14 protein-coding genes are annotated in these 17,673 nt (G+C 65.2%); 7 read left to right on the top strand and 7 right to left on the bottom strand.

The annotated features are described in order from the left end of the window. Positions 1-28 precede the first annotated feature (28 nt). The 5 genes from AC1GI4_RS03210 to AC1GI4_RS03190 are packed head-to-tail and all read right to left on the bottom strand — an operon-like array spanning position 29 to position 6,514. Positions 29-316 (bottom strand): hypothetical protein, encoded by a 288-nt coding sequence (locus tag AC1GI4_RS03210; RefSeq protein ID WP_479628525.1) that lies wholly within the window; start codon positions 314-316, stop codon positions 29-31. Next, on the bottom strand, positions 313-858 hold the full coding sequence (locus AC1GI4_RS03205) for a cytochrome b (protein ID WP_479628524.1): 546 nt from the start codon (positions 856-858) through the stop codon (positions 313-315). The genes AC1GI4_RS03210 and AC1GI4_RS03205 overlap by 4 nt, the downstream gene beginning before the upstream one ends. Then, positions 855-2,270, bottom strand: coding sequence for an efflux transporter outer membrane subunit (locus AC1GI4_RS03200; RefSeq protein WP_479628523.1), 1,416 nt, complete (start codon positions 2,268-2,270; stop codon positions 855-857). Before AC1GI4_RS03200 ends, AC1GI4_RS03205 begins: the two co-directional genes overlap by 4 nt. A 2-nt stretch (positions 2,271-2,272) precedes the next feature. Beyond that, positions 2,273-5,380 (bottom strand): multidrug efflux RND transporter permease subunit, encoded by a 3,108-nt coding sequence (locus tag AC1GI4_RS03195; protein ID WP_479628522.1) that lies wholly within the window; start codon positions 5,378-5,380, stop codon positions 2,273-2,275. Between the two features lie 3 nt (positions 5,381-5,383). Next, on the bottom strand, positions 5,384-6,514 hold the full coding sequence (locus tag AC1GI4_RS03190) for an efflux RND transporter periplasmic adaptor subunit (protein WP_479628521.1): 1,131 nt from the start codon (positions 6,512-6,514) through the stop codon (positions 5,384-5,386). Between the two features lie 128 nt (positions 6,515-6,642). Between AC1GI4_RS03190 and AC1GI4_RS03185 the strand changes: the two genes are divergently transcribed. Together AC1GI4_RS03185 and AC1GI4_RS03180 are read left to right on the top strand one after the other, a co-directional pair. After that, positions 6,643-7,320 carry a response regulator gene (locus AC1GI4_RS03185; protein WP_479628520.1) on the top strand — a complete coding sequence of 226 codons (678 nt, stop codon included), beginning with the start codon at positions 6,643-6,645 and terminating at the stop codon, positions 7,318-7,320. Further along, on the top strand, positions 7,317-8,372 hold the full coding sequence (locus AC1GI4_RS03180; RefSeq protein WP_479628519.1) for an ATP-binding protein: 1,056 nt from the start codon (positions 7,317-7,319) through the stop codon (positions 8,370-8,372). Before AC1GI4_RS03185 ends, AC1GI4_RS03180 begins: the two co-directional genes overlap by 4 nt. A 230-nt stretch (positions 8,373-8,602) precedes the next feature. Here the strand turns inward: AC1GI4_RS03180 and AC1GI4_RS03175 are convergent, their stop codons facing one another. Next, positions 8,603-9,457, bottom strand: coding sequence for a LysR family transcriptional regulator (locus AC1GI4_RS03175; protein ID WP_479628518.1), 855 nt, complete (start codon positions 9,455-9,457; stop codon positions 8,603-8,605). A 100-nt stretch (positions 9,458-9,557) separates the two neighbouring features. On the opposite strand from AC1GI4_RS03175, the gene AC1GI4_RS03170 reads away from it, so the two are divergent. The 3 genes from AC1GI4_RS03170 (at position 9,558) to AC1GI4_RS03160 (ending at position 12,697) form a co-directional block, all read left to right on the top strand. Beyond that, positions 9,558-10,784, top strand: a complete 1,227-nt coding sequence (locus AC1GI4_RS03170; RefSeq protein ID WP_479628517.1) for an amidohydrolase family protein — start codon at positions 9,558-9,560, stop codon at positions 10,782-10,784. Continuing rightward, entirely contained in the window at positions 10,781-11,173 is a 393-nt protein-coding gene (gene uraH / locus AC1GI4_RS03165; RefSeq protein ID WP_479628516.1) for a hydroxyisourate hydrolase, read from the top strand. The genes AC1GI4_RS03170 and uraH overlap by 4 nt, the downstream gene beginning before the upstream one ends. A 75-nt stretch (positions 11,174-11,248) precedes the next feature. After that, positions 11,249-12,697 carry an MFS transporter gene (locus AC1GI4_RS03160; protein WP_479628515.1) on the top strand — a complete coding sequence of 483 codons (1,449 nt, stop codon included), beginning with the start codon at positions 11,249-11,251 and terminating at the stop codon, positions 12,695-12,697. Here the strand turns inward: AC1GI4_RS03160 and AC1GI4_RS03155 are convergent. Beyond that, positions 12,606-13,721 (bottom strand): ROK family transcriptional regulator, encoded by a 1,116-nt coding sequence (locus AC1GI4_RS03155; RefSeq protein WP_479628514.1) that lies wholly within the window; start codon positions 13,719-13,721, stop codon positions 12,606-12,608. The two genes, AC1GI4_RS03160 and AC1GI4_RS03155, sit on opposite strands and share 92 nt — an antisense overlap. A gap of 197 nt (positions 13,722-13,918) precedes the next feature. Between AC1GI4_RS03155 and AC1GI4_RS03150 the strand changes: the two genes are divergently transcribed. Next, complete coding sequence (locus AC1GI4_RS03150; RefSeq protein WP_479628513.1) at positions 13,919-16,570, top strand: TonB-dependent receptor; 2,652 nt, start codon at positions 13,919-13,921, stop codon at positions 16,568-16,570. Next, a complete protein-coding gene (locus tag AC1GI4_RS03145) occupies positions 16,567-17,673 on the top strand; it encodes a hypothetical protein (RefSeq protein ID WP_479628512.1) in 1,107 nt (368 codons plus the stop codon). The genes AC1GI4_RS03150 and AC1GI4_RS03145 overlap by 4 nt, the downstream gene beginning before the upstream one ends.

The raw sequence follows: 17,673 nt of genomic DNA, 5'->3' as shown, positions 1-17,673 counted from the left end.
TAACGGATGACATCCGCCACAAGGCGTATCAGGTCGCGCGCAAGCGCGTGCGGATGGCACTTGATCGGTTGCTGCCGAAGCCCGAAGCCGCATCACCGAACGGAATCGCGCAGAGTATCGACCAAGCCGGCCTGTAGGCCGATCCGCCATGTTTCTGCGTCGAAATGGTGATCCACCAGATCAGCACGAACTGCGTCATCGCCGAACCGATCAGCGATAGCGACTGTCCGGCGAAGATCGACCAGAAGTGCCATTGCCAGCCGGGCCCCGGGTCCATACCCGCCGGGAACTGCTCCATTGGAATGGTCCGGCTCATAGCATCCGAGGCAGCACGTCGGCGGCCCGTCCTCGATCGAGGAAACGGTGCTTGAGAACGCCCATGATATGCAGCACGACCAACGCCAACAGGGTGTAGGCCAGCGTCTTGTGCGCCAGCGCGAACAGCGCGAAGGCGCGGTCGTTCTTCGGCAGGAGTTCGGGCAGGTCGGTGACGAAGAACGGCACGCCGTCGCTCTGCGTGAACGAGCTGGACATGGCATAGCCCATCAGCGGCACGACGATCGCCAGCGCCAGCATCGCATATTGCACTATGCTCGACAGCATGACTTCCCACCGCGCGAGCCCGGCGGGATGATGGGGCAGGGCGGAACGGCGACGCACGATCAGCGCGATGGCGCCGATCAGGAAGGCCAGTACGCCGAATTCCTTGTGGACGGGATACATCCATTCGAACTTGGCGGCGGTGCTGTCGAGCAGCGACGTCATCGTCCAGCCGAGCGCGATAAGCCCCAGGATCAGCGCAGCGCGCGTCAAGTGGAGCAGCCGCATCGGCAGCGTGTAGCGGTCACGGCGATTCATCGCAGCGTCCCTTGGGTTTCAGTATCGCCGCCGAGCGCGCAGTAGAGCGCGGCGGCGGCGGTCAATTGATCGCGCCGAACGATCAGGGTGGTCTGGCGCGCGGCGTAGATTGCGCGCTGGGCGTCGAGCAATTCCAGGCGGCTGGTCTGCCCCGCGCGATAGGCGAGGTCGGTCAGCGTGGCGCGATGCTCCGCCTCGGTGACGACGGCACGCTGCTCGGTCAGCTGCTTTCCATAGGTTTGCTGCGCTGCAAGCCCGTCGGCGACTTCGCGAAAGCCCGTCTGGATCGCCTTTTCATAGGTGGCGACGGCGGTCGAGGTACGCAGTCGGGCGAGGTCGAGATTGCCGCGCAACTCACCGCCGCGAAAGATCGGCAGGCTGATCGCGGGCGAATAGGACCAGGACCGGTTCTCCCCCCGGAACAGACTCTCTAGCGCCAGACTGGCGAAACCGAAAGCGGCGGTCAGCGACACGCGCGGGAAGAAGGCTGCACGCGCTGCGCCGATATCGGCATTGGCGGCACGCAGTTCCTGTTCGGCCTGCGCGATGTCGGGGCGGCGGGTCAGCAGGTCGGACGGCGTCCCCGCCGCCAGCGCGGTGCGGATCGGCTGCTCCATCAGCGGGGTGGGGGGCAACAGCTCGCTTGGCAGGGGCGCACCGACCGCCAGCGTCAAGGCATTGGTCGCCTGCGCCAGTTCGCGCTCGCGCTGTGCCAGATCGGCCTGCGCCTGCCGAACCAGCCCTTCAGCTTGAGCCAGATCGGCACCACTCGCATGGCCCGATTGCCTGCGCAGCCGGGTGATGTCGCGTGAGGCGCGCCAGTCGGCCAGCGTCGAGCGGGTCAAGGCCAGTTGCTCGTCCGCCAGTCGCTCGTTCCAATAGGCATCGGCGACCGCGCCAATCACGGCCAGACGCACCGCGCGCCGGGCCTCGGCCGAGGCAAGCCAGCGGTGGAACGCCGCTTCGTTCATCGCGCGCAGGCGGCCGAACAGATCGATCTCAAAACTGGTCAGCGCGGCTTGTGCGCTGAACTGGCCGAATTCGAAACCGGTCGCTCCGCCTCCGGGGGACAGGCCGACGCCAGCACCAGCGACACTCGAGGGCTGACGCTGTCGGGTATAACCCGCGTCGACATTGACGCCCGGCAGCGACTGGGCGCGTTGCACCCGTACCTGGGCTCGCGCCGCTTCGGCGTTCAATGCAGCGATACGCAGGTCGCGATTGGCGTCGAGCGACAGTGCGATCAGGCTTTCCAGCCGGGGATCGCCGAACATACCGCGCCATTCGGGCAAGGCTTCGGTGCCGCTCGGCGCCGGATAGGCTTCGGCGACCGGCGGGGGCGGCAGGGCGAGGCGGGGCGTCATCGAACAGGCGGTGGTCGCCAGCAACAGGGTGAGGGGCAGGTATCGCATCGTCATGCCTCCTTCACCCGGCGTGCGCGCCAGCGCTCGGCCAACCCCACCACGACCACGAAGAAGGTCGGCACGAAGATCAGTGCCAGCACGGTGCCGGTGATCATCCCTCCGAACACGCCGGTCCCGATCGCATGCTGCGTTTCGGCGCTTGCACCTCCCGCCAGCATCAGCGGCACCACGCCCAGCGTGAAGGCCAGGCTGGTCATCACGATCGGGCGCAGGCGCACCCGCGCGGCTGTGATGGCGGCGTCGACCAGGCTGCTTCCCGCCTCGCGATACTGCTTGGCGAATTCGACGATCAGGATCGCGTTCTTGGCACTGAGGCCGATGATGGTGATCAGGCCGACCTTGAAGAAGATGTCGTTCGACATGCCCCGCAGCATCACCGCCGACACCGCGCCGATCAGGCCGAGCGGCACGACAAGCATCACCGACATCGGGATCGACCAGCTTTCATAGAGCGCCGCCAGCACCAGGAAGACGACCAGCATCGACAGGGCAAGCAGCATCGGCGCCTGCGCCCCCGCCTCACGTTCCTGTCGCGACTGTCCGGTCCATTCGATTTCGAAGCCGGGCGGCAGTTCGGCGGCCAGCCGCTCCATCTCGCGCATCGCATCGCCGCTGGAAACCGCGGGGGCGGCGGTTCCGGTGATGCTGACGGAAGGGTAGCCATTATACGTGGAGAGCTGAAGCGGACTATTGCTCCATACCGGCGTGACCAACTCGGCCAGCGCGACGGTGCCCCCGGTCGCGTTCTTGACGCGAAGTTTCATGACGTCGTCCAGGTTCATGCGGTGCGCCGGCTCGGCCTGCACGATCACCTGCTGCAACCGGCCCTTGTTGGGGAAGTCGTTGACATAGCTACTGCCGAGCGCGGTGCCGATCATGTCGCTGATCGCGCTGAACGCCACGCCGAGTGCACGCGCCTTGGCCCGGTCGATGTCGAGCCTAACGCTGGTCCCAGACGGCAGCCCCTCGGCATAGACGCCGGTCAGCTTGGGGCTGCGCTGGGCATAGGCGACCAGCATGTCGCGGGCGGTGAACAGCGCGTGGCGGCCCTTGCCCGACCGATCCTCCAGCCGCAGCGCGAAGCCCGATGACGTGCCGAGTTCGTCGATCGCGGGCGGCATGACGTTCATTACCAGTCCCTCATGCACGTCCCTGCCCATTGCGGCATCGGCGGCGGCGACTTCCTTGCGCACATCGGTGCCGTCGCGGTCCTTCCAGTCCTTCAGCATCGTATAGACCATCGCGGCATTGGGACCGGAGCCGGAGAAGCCGAAGCCCAGGATCGCCTCGGTGGTCTCGACGCCGGGGCGAGTGGCCATGTGCCGCTCGAGCGCCTTGACCGCCGTCAGCGTGCGGGAGGCGGTGGCATCGGCGGGCAGCTGGAAGCTGGTCATGAAATAGCCCTGATCCTCTTCGGGCATGAAGGACGACGGCAGGTTGACGAAGGCGATGGCCAGCATCCCAACGATCGCGACGAAGACCAGCATCATCCGCCCGCTCGCCTTCAGCAGGCGTGCGACCCAGCCCTGATAGCCGCGCGTCGCCTGCTCGAACTGGCGATCAAACCAGGTGAAAAAGCGGTTCTTGGGTCGTTCAGCGTCCAGCGGCTTGAGCAGCGTCGCGCACAGAGCCGGGGTAAGGGTAAGGGCGAGGAAGGCCGAGAATAGGATGGACACGGCCATCGCCATCGAAAACTGGCGATAGATGGTGCCGACCGACCCGGCCGCCAGCGCCATGGGAATGAACACCGCGGACAGGACCAGCGTGATCCCGATGATGGCGGGCGTGATCTCCTTCATCGCCTTGCGCGTGGCGTCGGCGGGAGAGAGCTTTTCCTCATGCATCAGCCGCTCGACATTCTCGACGACGACGATGGCGTCGTCGACGATGATGCCGATCGCCAGCACCATGCCGAACATGGTCAGCACGTTGATCGAATAACCGCTCGCCAGCATGACCGCGATCGTGCCGAGCAGCGCGATCGGCGCGACGATCGCAGGGATCAGCGTGTAGCGGACCTTTTGCAGGAACAGGTACATGACGAGGAGGACCAGCAGCATCGCCTCGGCCAGGGTGTGCAGAACTTTCTCGATCGAGATTCGGACGAACGGTGCGGTATCGAACGGCGCGGACCAGCTCATCCCCGACGGTAGCGCGCGGGCCAGCTCGGTCATCCGTGCGCGTACCGCCTTCGACGCCGCGACGGCGTTGGCACCGGGCGTGAGCTGGATTCCGACCGAAGCCGCCGCCTTGCCGTTCTCGCGCGTGTCGTTGCCGAAGCTCTGTCGCCCGAGCTCGATGCGGGCGACCTTGTCCAGCGTCACCGACGACCCGTCGCTATTGGCCTTCAGGATGATACCGGCGAAATCCTCGGGCGTCTTGAGCTGTCCGTCGGCGGTCAGCGGGACCAGCACGCGCTGGCCATTGGCGGTCGGTTCGGCGCCAAGCGAGCCGGGGGCGATCTGGACATTCTGTTCGGCGATCGCCGCAGTCACGTCGGTTGCGGTCAGGCCATATCCCGCCAGCTTGGCCGGATCGATCCAGATGCGCATCGCCCGCTCGGCAGAGAAGTTCTGGACGCGCCCGACACCGGGAATGCGCTTCAACTCGTCGACGATGTTGCGGGTCATGTAATCGGCCAGTTCGACCTCATCCTGACGCCCGTCCGACAACAGGCTGACGATCATCAGAAAGCCAGAGGAGGCGGACTCGACCGTGACGCCGGTCTGGCGCACCACCTGCGGCAGGCGGGGCTCGATCGTCTTCAGCCGGTTCTGCACATCGACCTGCGCCATTTCCGGGTCGGTGCCGGGACGGAAGGTCGCGGTGATCGTTGCCGAGCCCGAAGTGTCGGCCGAACTTTCAAAATAGAGCAGGTTCTTCACGCTCGACAGCTCGCGCTGCACCAGCGAGACGACGCTGTCGTTCAGCGTCTGCGGCGTGGCGCCGGGGTAGGTGGCGAAGATGCTGACCGTCGGCGGCGCGACGCTGGGGAAGCGGGCGACCGGCATTTGCGGGATGGCGATGACGCCCATCAGGACGATCGCGATGGCGATCACCCAGGCGAAGATCGGGCGGTTGATGAAGAATTGCGCCACGGCTCAGCTCGCCGCCCCGCCACGCCAGGGGCGTTGGTTGACCGGGGTGCCGGGCTGGACGCGGTCCTGCCCCTCGACGATCACGGTCTCGCCCGCGCGCAGCCCCGATTGGATGATATAGCGGCCATCGACCAACGGGCCGAGCGTGACGCGGCGCAGATGCACCCGGTCCTGTCCACCGACCACACTGACCTGCGCCGAGCCGTCACCCGCGCGGGTCACGGCCTGTTGCGGCACGGTCAGCGCGGCGGCCATTCTGGGACGCGGCAGGCGAGCGCGGACGAACATGCCGGGCAGGAGGCGCTCGCCGGGATTGGGCACCTCGACCCGGACCAGCACATCGCCAGTGCCCGGATCGACGGCGATCCCGGAAAACAGGATGCGCCCCTGCACCGGATGGTGCCGTCCCGAAGGGGTGAGGATCTCGACCGGCCCAGCCGCCGCACTCTGCGCGCGCAATTCGGCATAGCGTTCGGCCGGTTGCCGGACATCCACATAGACCCGGTCGATCTGCTGGATCGTCGCCAGCGGGGTAGCATCGGCCGCCGTCACCAGCGCCCCCTCGGTGACATTGGCCGATCCGATGCGTCCGGCGATCGGTGCGGTGACGCGCGAAAAGTCCAGGTCGATCCGGCGGCGGCGAAGGGTGGCGCGTGCTTCGGCCAGTTCGGCGGCCGCCTGCTCGCGTGCGGCAACGGCATCGTCATAGCTTTGACGGCTGATCGCATCGGCGGCGACCAGCGGCTTCAGACGATCGGCCTGGGCGCGGGCGCGGGCATAGGCGGCGCTGGCCTTTTGCACGGTCGCCTGCGCGGTGTCGGCATCGGCGCGATAGGGGGCGGGGCTGATCTGGAACAACATCTGCCCGGCGCGTACCGCCGCGCCCTGCTCGAACAGGCGACGCTGGACGATGCCGCCGACCTGCGGGCGGATTTCGGCGGTGCGAAAAGCCACGACGCGGCCGGGCAACTCATCAGCGGCGGTGACTTCGGTCGGCGCGACACGCATGGTCAGCACCGTAACCGGGTCCGCCGGGGCGGCGGGGGCTTCGGCGGAGCAGCCGCTGAGCGAGGCCGTCATCACCATGACGATCGGCAGGGCGGGGAGCGCGCGGCAAGAAAGAGATCGACCCATCATGCCGCCACCTATCCGCGCAGGTCGTTGCGCCTGCGTCGAGATTGTGTGGAGGCTTTGTGGAGGCGGGCTGGCGGCGGGCGCTGCGCCGCTGATAGGAACGGCGTTATGCTCAATGGACTCGCCGCATGAACCCGCTCGTCCTGATCGCCGAGGATGATTGCGATATCGCCGAAATCGTCCGCGCCTATCTGGAGCGCGAAGGGTTTCGAACCGTCCATGCCGGTGACGGGCGCACCGCGCTCGACCTGCATCTCGCGTTGAAGCCCGACATCCTGCTGCTCGATATCTCGATGCCGCTGGTCGACGGCTGGGGCGTGCTGTCCGAGGTGCGACGGCGGGGCCATACGCCGGTCGTCGTCACCACCGCGCTCGACCAGGACATCGACAAGCTCCAGGCGCTGCGCATCGGGGCCGACGATTATGTCGTCAAGCCGTTCAACCCGGTCGAGGTGGTCGCGCGGGTCAAGGCGGTGTTGCGGCGCGCGGGCGGCGACGGGGCGAACGGCGTGCTGCGTGTCGGCCCGGTCGAGATCGACACGACCGCGCACATGGTCCGCACGGAAAGCGGCGACGTGGCGCTGACCCTGACTGAGTTCCGCCTGCTCGCCCATATGGCCCGCACGCCGAGCCGGGTGTTCAGCCGCAGCGAACTGCTCGACGCCTGCCTGCCCGGATCGGATGCCCTCGACCGAACGGTCGACAGTCATGTCAGCAAGCTGCGCCGCAAACTGGATCAGGCAGGCGTGCCCGATATGCCCGAAGGCGTTCGAGGTGTCGGATACCGGCTGTGGTCGCGCGGATGAGGAACCGGAACAGCCTGACCCAGCAATTGTCGATCGCGATGGCGGCGCTGGCCTTCGTCGCGGTCGCGGTCAGCACGGCCGCTTTTTACATCGTCTATGCCGTGCTGGAGCGGCTCCGTATCGTTGCGCCGCTGCCGCCTGGGGTGGCGGACACCACTGGTCTGGATGTCGGCATCACCCTCGCGGCCTGCGTCGTCGGGGTGGCGCTGGCGCTGGCAGTTGCGATCCGGCTGGCGCGGCGTATTGTGCAGCCGCTCGGCGCAGTGGGCGAGGCGGCGCGTCGGATCGCCGACGGCGACCTGACTACCCGCATCGCGCCGGTTCGCGCCGCGCATGGCGAGGCGGCGCTGCTGATTGCCGATTTCAACGGCATGGCTGACCGGCTGCAACGCATGTCGGACGATGTGAAGCTGTGGAATGCCCAGATCGCGCACGAACTGCGCACCCCCCTGACCATATTGCGCGGGCGGCTGCAAGGCGCGAAGGACGGCGTCTTTCCGCTCGATGACGCACTGGTCGTCGGCCTGATGAAACAGGTCGAGGGCCTGACCCGGCTGGTCGAGGATCTGCGTAGCGTCAGCCTGGCTGAGAGCGGGCGACTGGAGCTGGTGATCGGGGACGTCGATCTGGCTGCCGAGTTGGAGGATATGCGACCGATCCTGTCATCCATGCTGTCGCCAGCGGGTTTCGAACTGGAGATGACGTTGGAGGCTGGCGTCGTCCGGGCCGATGCGGCGCGTATCCGACAGGCGGTGGTCGCCCTCGTCGACAACGCGTGTCGCCATGCGTCGCCTTGTACTTTGCGGCTCGTGGTTGAATTCACGAGGAGTGAGGCGGTCATCACCGTTGCGGACAAAGGGCCGGGGTTGCCACCCGAGTTTGAGAGAAGCGCTTTTCACCAATTTGTACGCGGTACAAAGAACTCCGGGGGATCGGGACTGGGCCTTTCCGTCGTTCAGGCTATCGCCCGTGCACATGGCGGAGATGCCAGCTATCAAAGAACCAACGACCGATCTCTATTTCGTATTCTCTTGCCGATGCCGAAAGGCTGACAGGGAATGATCGCGTTGCAACCAGCGCAGGGAAGGCGCTTGCACTGCACATCCGGGTCCGGAGCCAAACTTGAATGAACGTCAGAAGTTGGGAGCGCTCTACGCCGCCTGAACGTCCGGGAATGGGTCAGGGCGGCCAGGCGTTGGCTATCGGCGTTGGGTCACGACCGGGCGGTTGCGAAACGGCACGGCGTGCGCGAATGCCAAAGAAGCCTACGCTGGCGTTCCCGTCAGGCAGTGCCTCCGCTATCTGATCGGGCAGCTGTGACACCCACCATATCCTGTAAAAGCTCACTAGCCGGGCCGCGGACTTCCCACGCATAAATCGACAACGAAAGCGCGGTTTCCGGGGGAAAAATTGTGCTGGCGCGGACGGCATGCACCTTGGTGGTGCTTACCGGCAAAACTGACACTCCAAGCCCCGCCTCGACTGCCGACAAGACACTGCCAAGGCTGTTGCCGGTAAAGGCGATGTACCATCGACGCTGCTCGCGCTCGATCCGATCGATCATCAGGTCGCGATACAGGCCGCCTGGTGGGAACGTGACAAGCGGGATAGGATCCTGCCAAACTTGGCTACCCTCAGCCTCGAACCAGGCCAGCGGCTCAGAAAAATTCGCCCGGGCGTCCCCATCGGTCACCGCCTCCTTGACGATGACGATGTCGAACTCTCCTTCCCGAAATCGCCTCTTCAGATCGCGGCTGAGGCCGGTCGTAACGTCCAGTCGGATTTGGCGATGGCGCCCCGCGAACCGTGCGAAGCACGCACTCATGGCAGATGTCACCATGTCGTCCGGAACGCCGATCCGGATCGTACTCGTCCCTGCCGGATCGGCGAGCAAGGCCTGTGCCTCATCCTGAAGGACGAGAAGCCGGCGGGCATAACCCAACAAGCGCTCGCCTGCCGGTGATGGTGATATCGGCCGTGATGAACGATCGATCAGCGACTGACCGAGCATCGCTTCCAGACGCCCAAGCTGCTGACTCACCGTGGATTGAGTCGAGTTCAGGCGCATGGCAGCATCCGTGAAGCTCGCCGTGTCTGCCACCGCGATGAACGTGCGAAGAAGTTTCAGATCAAGCACGGCTGCATTCTAACTCTGAATGATAGTCATTCAAACATATCATTCGTAAATGCGGCCGGTGATAGCCAGATCGCGGTCTCGGTAATCACGAGGTTTCCCGGTGCCCGATCCTGCTAACACCCGCCTGTTCCGCAACGTCCTTTGTAAGGATGGCAGGACACGGGACCTCGCCGTCCGTGATGGCTGCTTCGTGGACCCGAATGAACTGAACAACGACGCCGAGATGATCGATCTGGACGGTCTGCTGGCGCTCCCCGCCTTCATCGAAGGTCATATCCACCTCGACAAGAGCTTCGTCGGGGACAACTGGCGTCCGCACCGGCCCGCAGATGACCTTGGTCAGCGGCTGACCATCGAAAAGCAGCTTCTGGCGGGAGCGTTACCCGTCCAGGATCGAGCCGATGCCTTGCTGGCACAGGCCCATCGCCTCGGCACCGTCGCGATGCGCAGCCACGTCGATGTCGATGCCTCGCTGAAGCTCGACCATCTCCACGCGGTCATGGCCGCATGCGAGCCGTGGCGCGGAAAAGTGGACGTCGAGATCGTCGCATTCCCTCAGGCAGGCATCCTCGCTTCCCCCGGCACTGCCGATCTCCTCGACGCGGCCGTCAGGGAAGGTGCAAGTGTCGTGGGCGGACTCGACCCATCGGCATTTGACGGCGACGCCGATGCGCACCTTGACGTGGTGTTCGGGGTCGCCGAGCGCCACGGCGTCAAGATCGACATTCATCTCCACGAACCCGGACAGCAAGGGATCGAACAGCTTCGCCGCATCGCTTTACGCACCAGAGCGGCAGCGATGCAGGGGAAGGTTGCGGTAAGCCATGCCTATGCGCTGGGCGATGTGGAGCGGGACGAAGCGGCCCGTACTGCCGATTTGCTGGCTGATGCTGGCGTGGCGATCATGACCAACGCTCCAGGCAATCGCGCCTTCCCGCCCATCTCGCTACTTCGCCGCGCCGGGGTCCGAGTGTTCGCCGGTAACGACAACATCCGTGATGCTTGGTGGCCGTATGGTGATGCCGACATGCTCGGCCGCGCGATGATGATCGGCTACCGATCCGGCTTCTTCACCGATGCCGACCTCGCAATCGCTCTCAACATGGCGACCACGGACGCCGCTGCCGTTCTGGGTCGCGAACACTACGGCATGGAACCGGGAGATGAGGCGACGTTCGTTCTCGTTGATGCCGACAATGCCTCCGCAGCCGTCGCCGCGCCGCCCTGCAATCGTCGTCTCGTACAACGCGGGGAGATCATCGCCGCGCCGACATCCCGGTTCGAGACCCTTCTTTCCTCCTTCGACAAGTCAGGATCCCGCTCATGAAGACCATAGCACTCGCATTGCTGATCGGCGCCGTCGCCACGCCTGCCGCTGCTGCCGACATCTCGACCCATGTGCTCGATCTTGCCCGCGGCGTGGGCGGCAAAGCCGTGCCCGTCACGCTCTCGAAGCGCAGCGCGGACGGGAGCTGGCAGAAGGTCGGATCGGCAGCGACCGACGGCGACGGGCGCGTTCGGAGCTTCGGAGACGCGAAGGCCTACGACACCGGCATCTACCAGCTCCAGTTCGACATGTCGCACTACCCGGACGCATCGGCCTCGCCGTTCTTCCCCGAGATCACGCTGACGTTCCGCGTCACCGACAAGTCGGGTCACTATCACGTTCCGGTAGTTGTCAGCCCTTACGGCTATTCAACCTACCGGGGAAATTGAACACGATCGTCGCGACGCTTCCGATTACACTTGGCGCGGCCAGGGCTGAGGCTCGGCACCTCCTCCGCTGTCTACATGCATGAATGGCAGAAGGTGGCTAGCCAAAAAGAGGCCGCGAATGACCGCATCTGGGTCCTCCAGGACATGCAAATGGGGGGCTGGCGTCATAAAATTTTCGCTCGAACGTGCAACGAATGTCAGGATGGAGCCCTGGCAGTGATCAGATCGCCGCAGCGAATGGGCTGCATGCTGCGGTATCTTTGTGCCCATTTCTCCAAGAGCCAGCTATGGCACACCAGTGGCCTTCTCTTTGCGTTTTTTCTGACAGAAGCCTGTGGTTTGACGCCGCAGGCCATGGGATGGGTTCTGGGGCTGACGCTGTTCCTTAACGGATTGGCGGACCTCGCGCTTGGGACAAAGCTCGACGGTCGGATTGCGGATGCGGCGACCGCAGCGACCTTGCAGGCGCGGGCCGCGCCTGCCGTGGCGGCCTGCTTTCTGCTGTTCGCGATCACGCCTCTCATCCCGGCCGATTGGCGGGTGATATGGGCGCTTGTGACGCTAAGCGGGTTTCGGCTCCTCTATCCGCTGGTCGACGTGGCGCAAAACGCCCTGGTGCCGCTGATGACGCTGGATACTGCCGTGCAGCGCCGGTGGCTGGCGGCTCGGAACGTCGTGTCGAGCTTGGCCGCTCTGGCGGTCGTCGCCTTCGCGGCCCCGCTGTTGATAGCGGGGCGGAGTGCTATGATCTATCCGTTCTGGGCCGCCATCGTCGCCGGGGCCATGTGGTGGACTTCGGCGTGGACGGCGGGGGCGCCCTGGCCTGCAAGGCCGACTCCGAACCCACCGCAGCAGGAGGGCGCAAGGCCCGTCGACTTGCCGATTATCCTGCTGGCTTTGGCGGCGATGATGTTCATGGTGACGTTATTCCGCACGTTGGAGCCCTATTTCACGGCGTTCGCCAGCCACGGGATCGAGCTGATGCTATGGGCCGCGATCGGTGCGCCGATCAGCCAGCCGCTTTGGGTGCTCTGGATCGGCCGCCATGGCATGGCGCGCGTTCTGCTCGGGATGGCAGCAACCCTGCTGGTGGCAGCGCTACTCCTCACCGATCCGATCCGGGTGTCCGCTATCGGTGGGATGGCTATCGGCATGCTTTTCGGCGCGGGAACCAGTGGTCTGTGGCTGGTCCTGTGGGCCGTGATGACGCAGCGGGCCGTATCTAGCCGGGCGTTGCGTTACGTCGGTACCTTCACATGCATGTCGAAACTGGCGCAGGGCGCTGCCATGCTGCTCGTTGGCCGGATATTGGCGAGGACACCGTATAGTCAGACCTTGGCCAATCCCGCCTCACCGCCCTCGCGGTTAATGATGACGGCGTTGGTCGCGACGGCGGGGGTGGCGATCGGACTTGCCGTATATCGGCGCGGGATCACCCGAACAGCGTCTGTTGGAACAACAGCGAAGCGGCACCGACCGGCGCACTCCATTCCGGTTCCAGATCGGCCACAATCAGCTGGGTAGCGGGGGCGCGGCGCCCTCGGCGGGCAGGCAGCGATTCTTCGGGCCAGCGTGCGCCATCTACGATGGCCTGCGCCAGCGCCCGGGGGATGCGGCCGCCCACGATGATCGCCTCGCAGTCGATCATGAACCGCATCGCGTTGAAGAAGTAATCGAAATCCGCACGATGGGCCGTAAGCCATTGCGCCACACCCGGCCAGTCGAGGTCGAAGCGCGCGACCAGATCGGCGACGCTTTCGGTGGCAACGCCGTGCTCGGCCAGCGTCATGCGCAGGTTGGTCAGGTTCGGCGTGGTGCGACCCGACAGCGGGAACAGCCCGGCGATCTCCCCGGCATTGCCATGGCACCCGCGCCACAGCCGTCCATCCAGCACGAGCCCGGCGCCAAAGCCCGCCGCGATGTTGACGTAGCAGAAGCTGTCGAATCCCGCTCCGGCCCCCAGCAGCCTTTCGCCGACGGCCCCAGCACTGGCGATATTCTCGACCTGGCAGGCCATGCCCAGCCTTTGCTCGATGGTCTTGCGCAGATCGACTAGACCCCATTCCGCGATCTCGTCGGCTGGGTTGAGCATATCGGGTGCGACGAAGTAACCCGCCACCGCCACGCCGATCCCGCACAGCTGGTCGCGGTTCGCGCCCGCGTCCGCCAGCGCTTGTTCGCCGAACGTCGCGGCCCCAGACAGGATCGCGTCGCGCGGCATATCGGGCCTGGTGAGTTCCCGGCGCGCGCGGATCTGTCCTGCCAGATCGACCAATATGATGTCGGCGCGGTCGGTCATCACCGACAGTCCCAGGCTGAACGCCGCATCGGGAACGATATGGACGGTCGCGCTGGGAGCGCCGCGCCCCGCCGCAACGGTATCGCCGATCCGCACCAGTCCGGCGGCGGCCAGCTCCTCGGTCGCACGAAAGACGGCCGTGCCCGACAGACCGGTGTCACGCACCAGCGTGGCGCGCGACACGGCACCGTGGCGGCGGATCATTCCCAGGATCATGCGCGCGCGCGAGGTCAGCGCCTCTTTCATCATGTCGTCCTTCTAACCTCGTCTCGGGTCTTGTCGCCAACCATCGTCAAACTGTCAAATTAATTGCATACAGAATGTAACGAATAATTTGCAGAGGGGCGTTAGCTGTGGTGACAAGGTTTATGGGGCGGCGGATAGTGGCGTCGCTGGGAACGGCGGCCATCGGATTGTGGCCTGGAAGCGCGCTCGCGCAGCAAGCCATGGCGACGCCGCAGTCCGAGACGCAGTCCAGCCCTCAGGGCGACATCGTCGTGACCGGCTTTCGCGCGTCGCAGCGTTCCGCCGTACAGGCGAAGAAGAAGTCCGACGTCATTCTGGACGCGGTGGCGCAGGACGATGTCGGCCGCCTGCCGGATCTGAACATCGTCGAAGCGAGCCGCCGGATCGCGGGTGTCTCGGTGGTGGGCGGCGCGGACCCGACGAAGAACCGTGATATCTATCAGCGAGCGACGATCAGGGGCCTCGACCCGCGCTACAATCTCGTCACCCTCGACGGTATTCCGCTCGCCTCGCCCGATTGGATCTATCGCGGCGCGCGGCTGGACATGCTGCCCGCCTCGCTCGTCTCGCGGATCGAGGCGATCAAGAGCGTCACGGCGCAATATAACCCGCACGCGCTGGGCGGACAGATCAACATCGTGTCGAAAAGCGCCTTCGATCAGCATGGCGAACGCTTCTTCGTGATGAACGCCAATGGCGGCTATAACGACACGGCCGGCAAGCTAGTGCGCAGCGGCGGACCATCGGTTCGGGCCGATGCCACCGCCTCGACGCTGTTCGGTGTGGATCGGACCTTGGGCGTGGTCGCCTCGGTCGAGTATCAGCGGCTGCCCTCGACCGCGCGGGCCGAACTGCCCGGCGACACGTTGGGGGCGGGGTGGAGTTATTACACGCCGGGGGGCAAGGCGACACCGTTTCCGAACCTGTCGACCGGCTATCTCGTGCCGATCCGCAATCAGGATTATTTCTTCGAAAATATGCGGACCCGCCTGTCGGGTAATCTGAAGCTCGAATGGCGGCCCGATGATGCCACCCAAATGTCGCTGTTCGGGGGCTATTATCACGATACCGACACGGAAACCCGGTACGAGACGCTCGCACTGCCGACGGGAGCGCCGTTCAATGTCACACGCGATAGCGGTCAATTCGCGCTCGGTGACTTCCAGCAGGGCCTGACCTTCCAGCCCGTGAAGCGCGACACCTATCTGGTCGATGCCAAGGGGCATCACGATTTCGGCGGCGGGCTGGTCCTCGACGCGACGCTGGCGCGGTCGATGGCGACCTATCGCGAGAACCGGCAGATGATCAAATGGGACTCCAACCCCAAGCCGGGCAGTTCGTCGGTCGGCTATCTGCCCGCCTTCGGCTACAGCTATCGGATCGTCGACGGGCGACCGCGGCTGACCTTCAACAACCCCGCCGTCGCGGCCGATCCGAACAGTTATCGTCCGCTGTATTTCCGCAACATTGAGCGCGACCTAGACTCGACGGTCGACTATGCCAAGGTCAATCTGGGCTATAACGCCGGGGCCGACGACCTGGGTTTCGGCGTCAATGTCGGCGCGGCGGTGACGCGCACCGATTTGAGCTACAATCAGAGTTACGTCGAATATGTCGCGGCGAGCGCGGCGGACCAGAACCGGATCGGTGGTCTGTCCGGGCTGACCTATCCGCAGATGCCCTCCACCTATGAGACGCCGGGCATCCCTTACATGCTCATCAACCGCGATGCCGCGTGGCAGCGGTTCAACGCGCTGCGGTCGTCCTTCACCACCACCAACCAGATAGCCAACAATTTCGCCGACGATTTTCACGATCTAGAGACGGTGCGCGCCGCCTATATCCAGGGGCTGTTCCGCGCTGACCGCTTCAACATGCAGGCGGGCGTCCGGTACGACCAGACGAACCTGATCGTCGACACCAACCAGGCGCCGACCACCAGCGGGGCAACCGCTTATACGCTGGTGCGCCGTCGAGCCGAATATGGCTTCTGGTTGCCCTCCGCGCTCGCCACCTATGAACTGGGCGACGGGATGCGGTTGCGGGCGGGTGTCTCCAAGACGATCGGCCGGCCCGACTATAACCAATATGCCGCGCGCACGAGCTTCGGCGTCGGCACGAACAATGTGCTGACCATCAACACTGGCAACCCCAATCTGCGCCCGCGCGAGGCCTGGAATTACGACCTGTCCTATGAATGGTATATGGGCAGTACGGGCATGATCTCAGTCGCCGGATTCGTGAAGGACATCCGCAACGAGATTTTCACCTCGACCCGGCAGGGGTCGCCTACAACATTTCAGGGCGTCACCTATCAGGACGTCTTCATCAGCACGCCGATGAACTCGGCCAAGGCCAAGGTGAAGGGGCTGGAGGTCAGCTATACGCTCGTCAAGATTCCCGTGGTGCCGGGGCTGGGGGTGAATGCGAACTTCACCCTGCTCGACGGATCGTTCGACCAGCCGGTTAGTGCGGCGGGCCAGGCCGCCGGGCTTTCCGCGACACGGGCGACGTCGGGGCTGATCCAGCAGCCCGACTATATCGCCAACATGACCGTGTTCTACGTCACCGGCCCGGTCGAGCTGCGCGCGTCCTATAACCGCATCGGCCGCGCGCTTCAGTCGGCCGATGGCGATACGCCGACGCGTGACCTGTATCAGCAGCCTCGCCAGCAGCTCGACCTTCAGGCGCGCGTTGCAGTGCGGCCCGACCTGGAACTGGTCGGGCAGTTGCAGAACCTGACCAAGGAGCCGTTCATCGTCCGCCAAGGCGTCCGTCAGCAATATGTGAACTATTTCTTCCCGGTTGGCCGTACCTTCTGGCTGGGCCTCTCGTGGAAGCCGCTCCTGTGAGGTGGCTTACCCTTACGGCGGCGGCGGGCATCATGCTCGCCGCCGTCCCGGCTATCGCCGCGCCGCGCGACGGTGATATGGTGCGCGGCGTCCTGAAATTCGTGAAGCGCGACGGTGGCGAAGGCGTGCGGTTCGACCCAGCGACCTGTCCGGTCTGCGCGCCGGTTACCGATGCCTATTGGAATGCCGACAACCGCCTGGAAACGGTCGTGGCGCTTACGGTGCCGCGCCGCCGGACGCTGGAACTGGGGTTCGATGGTGCGGTGGCGAATGTGCGGCGCGTCCTATTGGAAAGCGGGGAAATCGGTTTCCGCCGCGAAGACGGTCGCTTGATCGTCGCACTCCCGCCGCTCGACCATGACGCGATTACGGCGGGCGAGGTCGCGACCCATATCGTCGAGCCGGGCATGGTGTTGCGGTTCGAACATGCCGATCCGGCGCGGCGGGCGGGGGCCTATGCCAGCGGGGCCTTTCCCACGCTCCAGCGCGAGGCCGCCAACACGCTGGAATTTGCGCAGCGCGAGGTGGTGCGTCGCCTGAAACTGGGGGAGGAGGTCGAGCGGCGCGGGATCGGGCGCATCCAGATCATGGGTTTCGACACCAACGCCCCGCACGGCCATGTCGACGCGCCGCCGCATATACACATGCACCTGCGCTGGCCCGGCGATGCGGGTACGCAGATCGGCCATTATTATATCGGCGCGGACGGGCTGCTGACCCATAATATGGTCGGCATCAAGGGGATGGGCGCGCCCGATCGGCGCTTCGATCGCGGACAGACCTTCGTGACCATCGGTGCGGACAACCATCCGGTCTATAGCCACCGCATCACCGAACAGGGCTGGCTGGAGATTGGCCGACCGGGCGAGGCGCCATGCGTGATCGCGCCGATGGGGCCACGCGGCTTTGCCGATGGCGCGCATGTCCGCTGTCCGGGGATGCCCGATGCGCCGATCACCGTGCGCGACGATCTGGCGCGGGGTGTGCTGACCGTGACCACCGGCCGGGTCGTGGAGACCTTCCGCTACGCGACCGACAATGGCGAATTGCTGTCGCCCGTCGCGCCGCCGCCCCCCGCGCCCTCAGTTCCCCCCGCCGACTGA

It is taken from the genome of Sphingomonas sp. 77B, from assembly GCF_056497825.1.
This window is presented reverse-complemented; position numbering and strand designations above follow the sequence as displayed.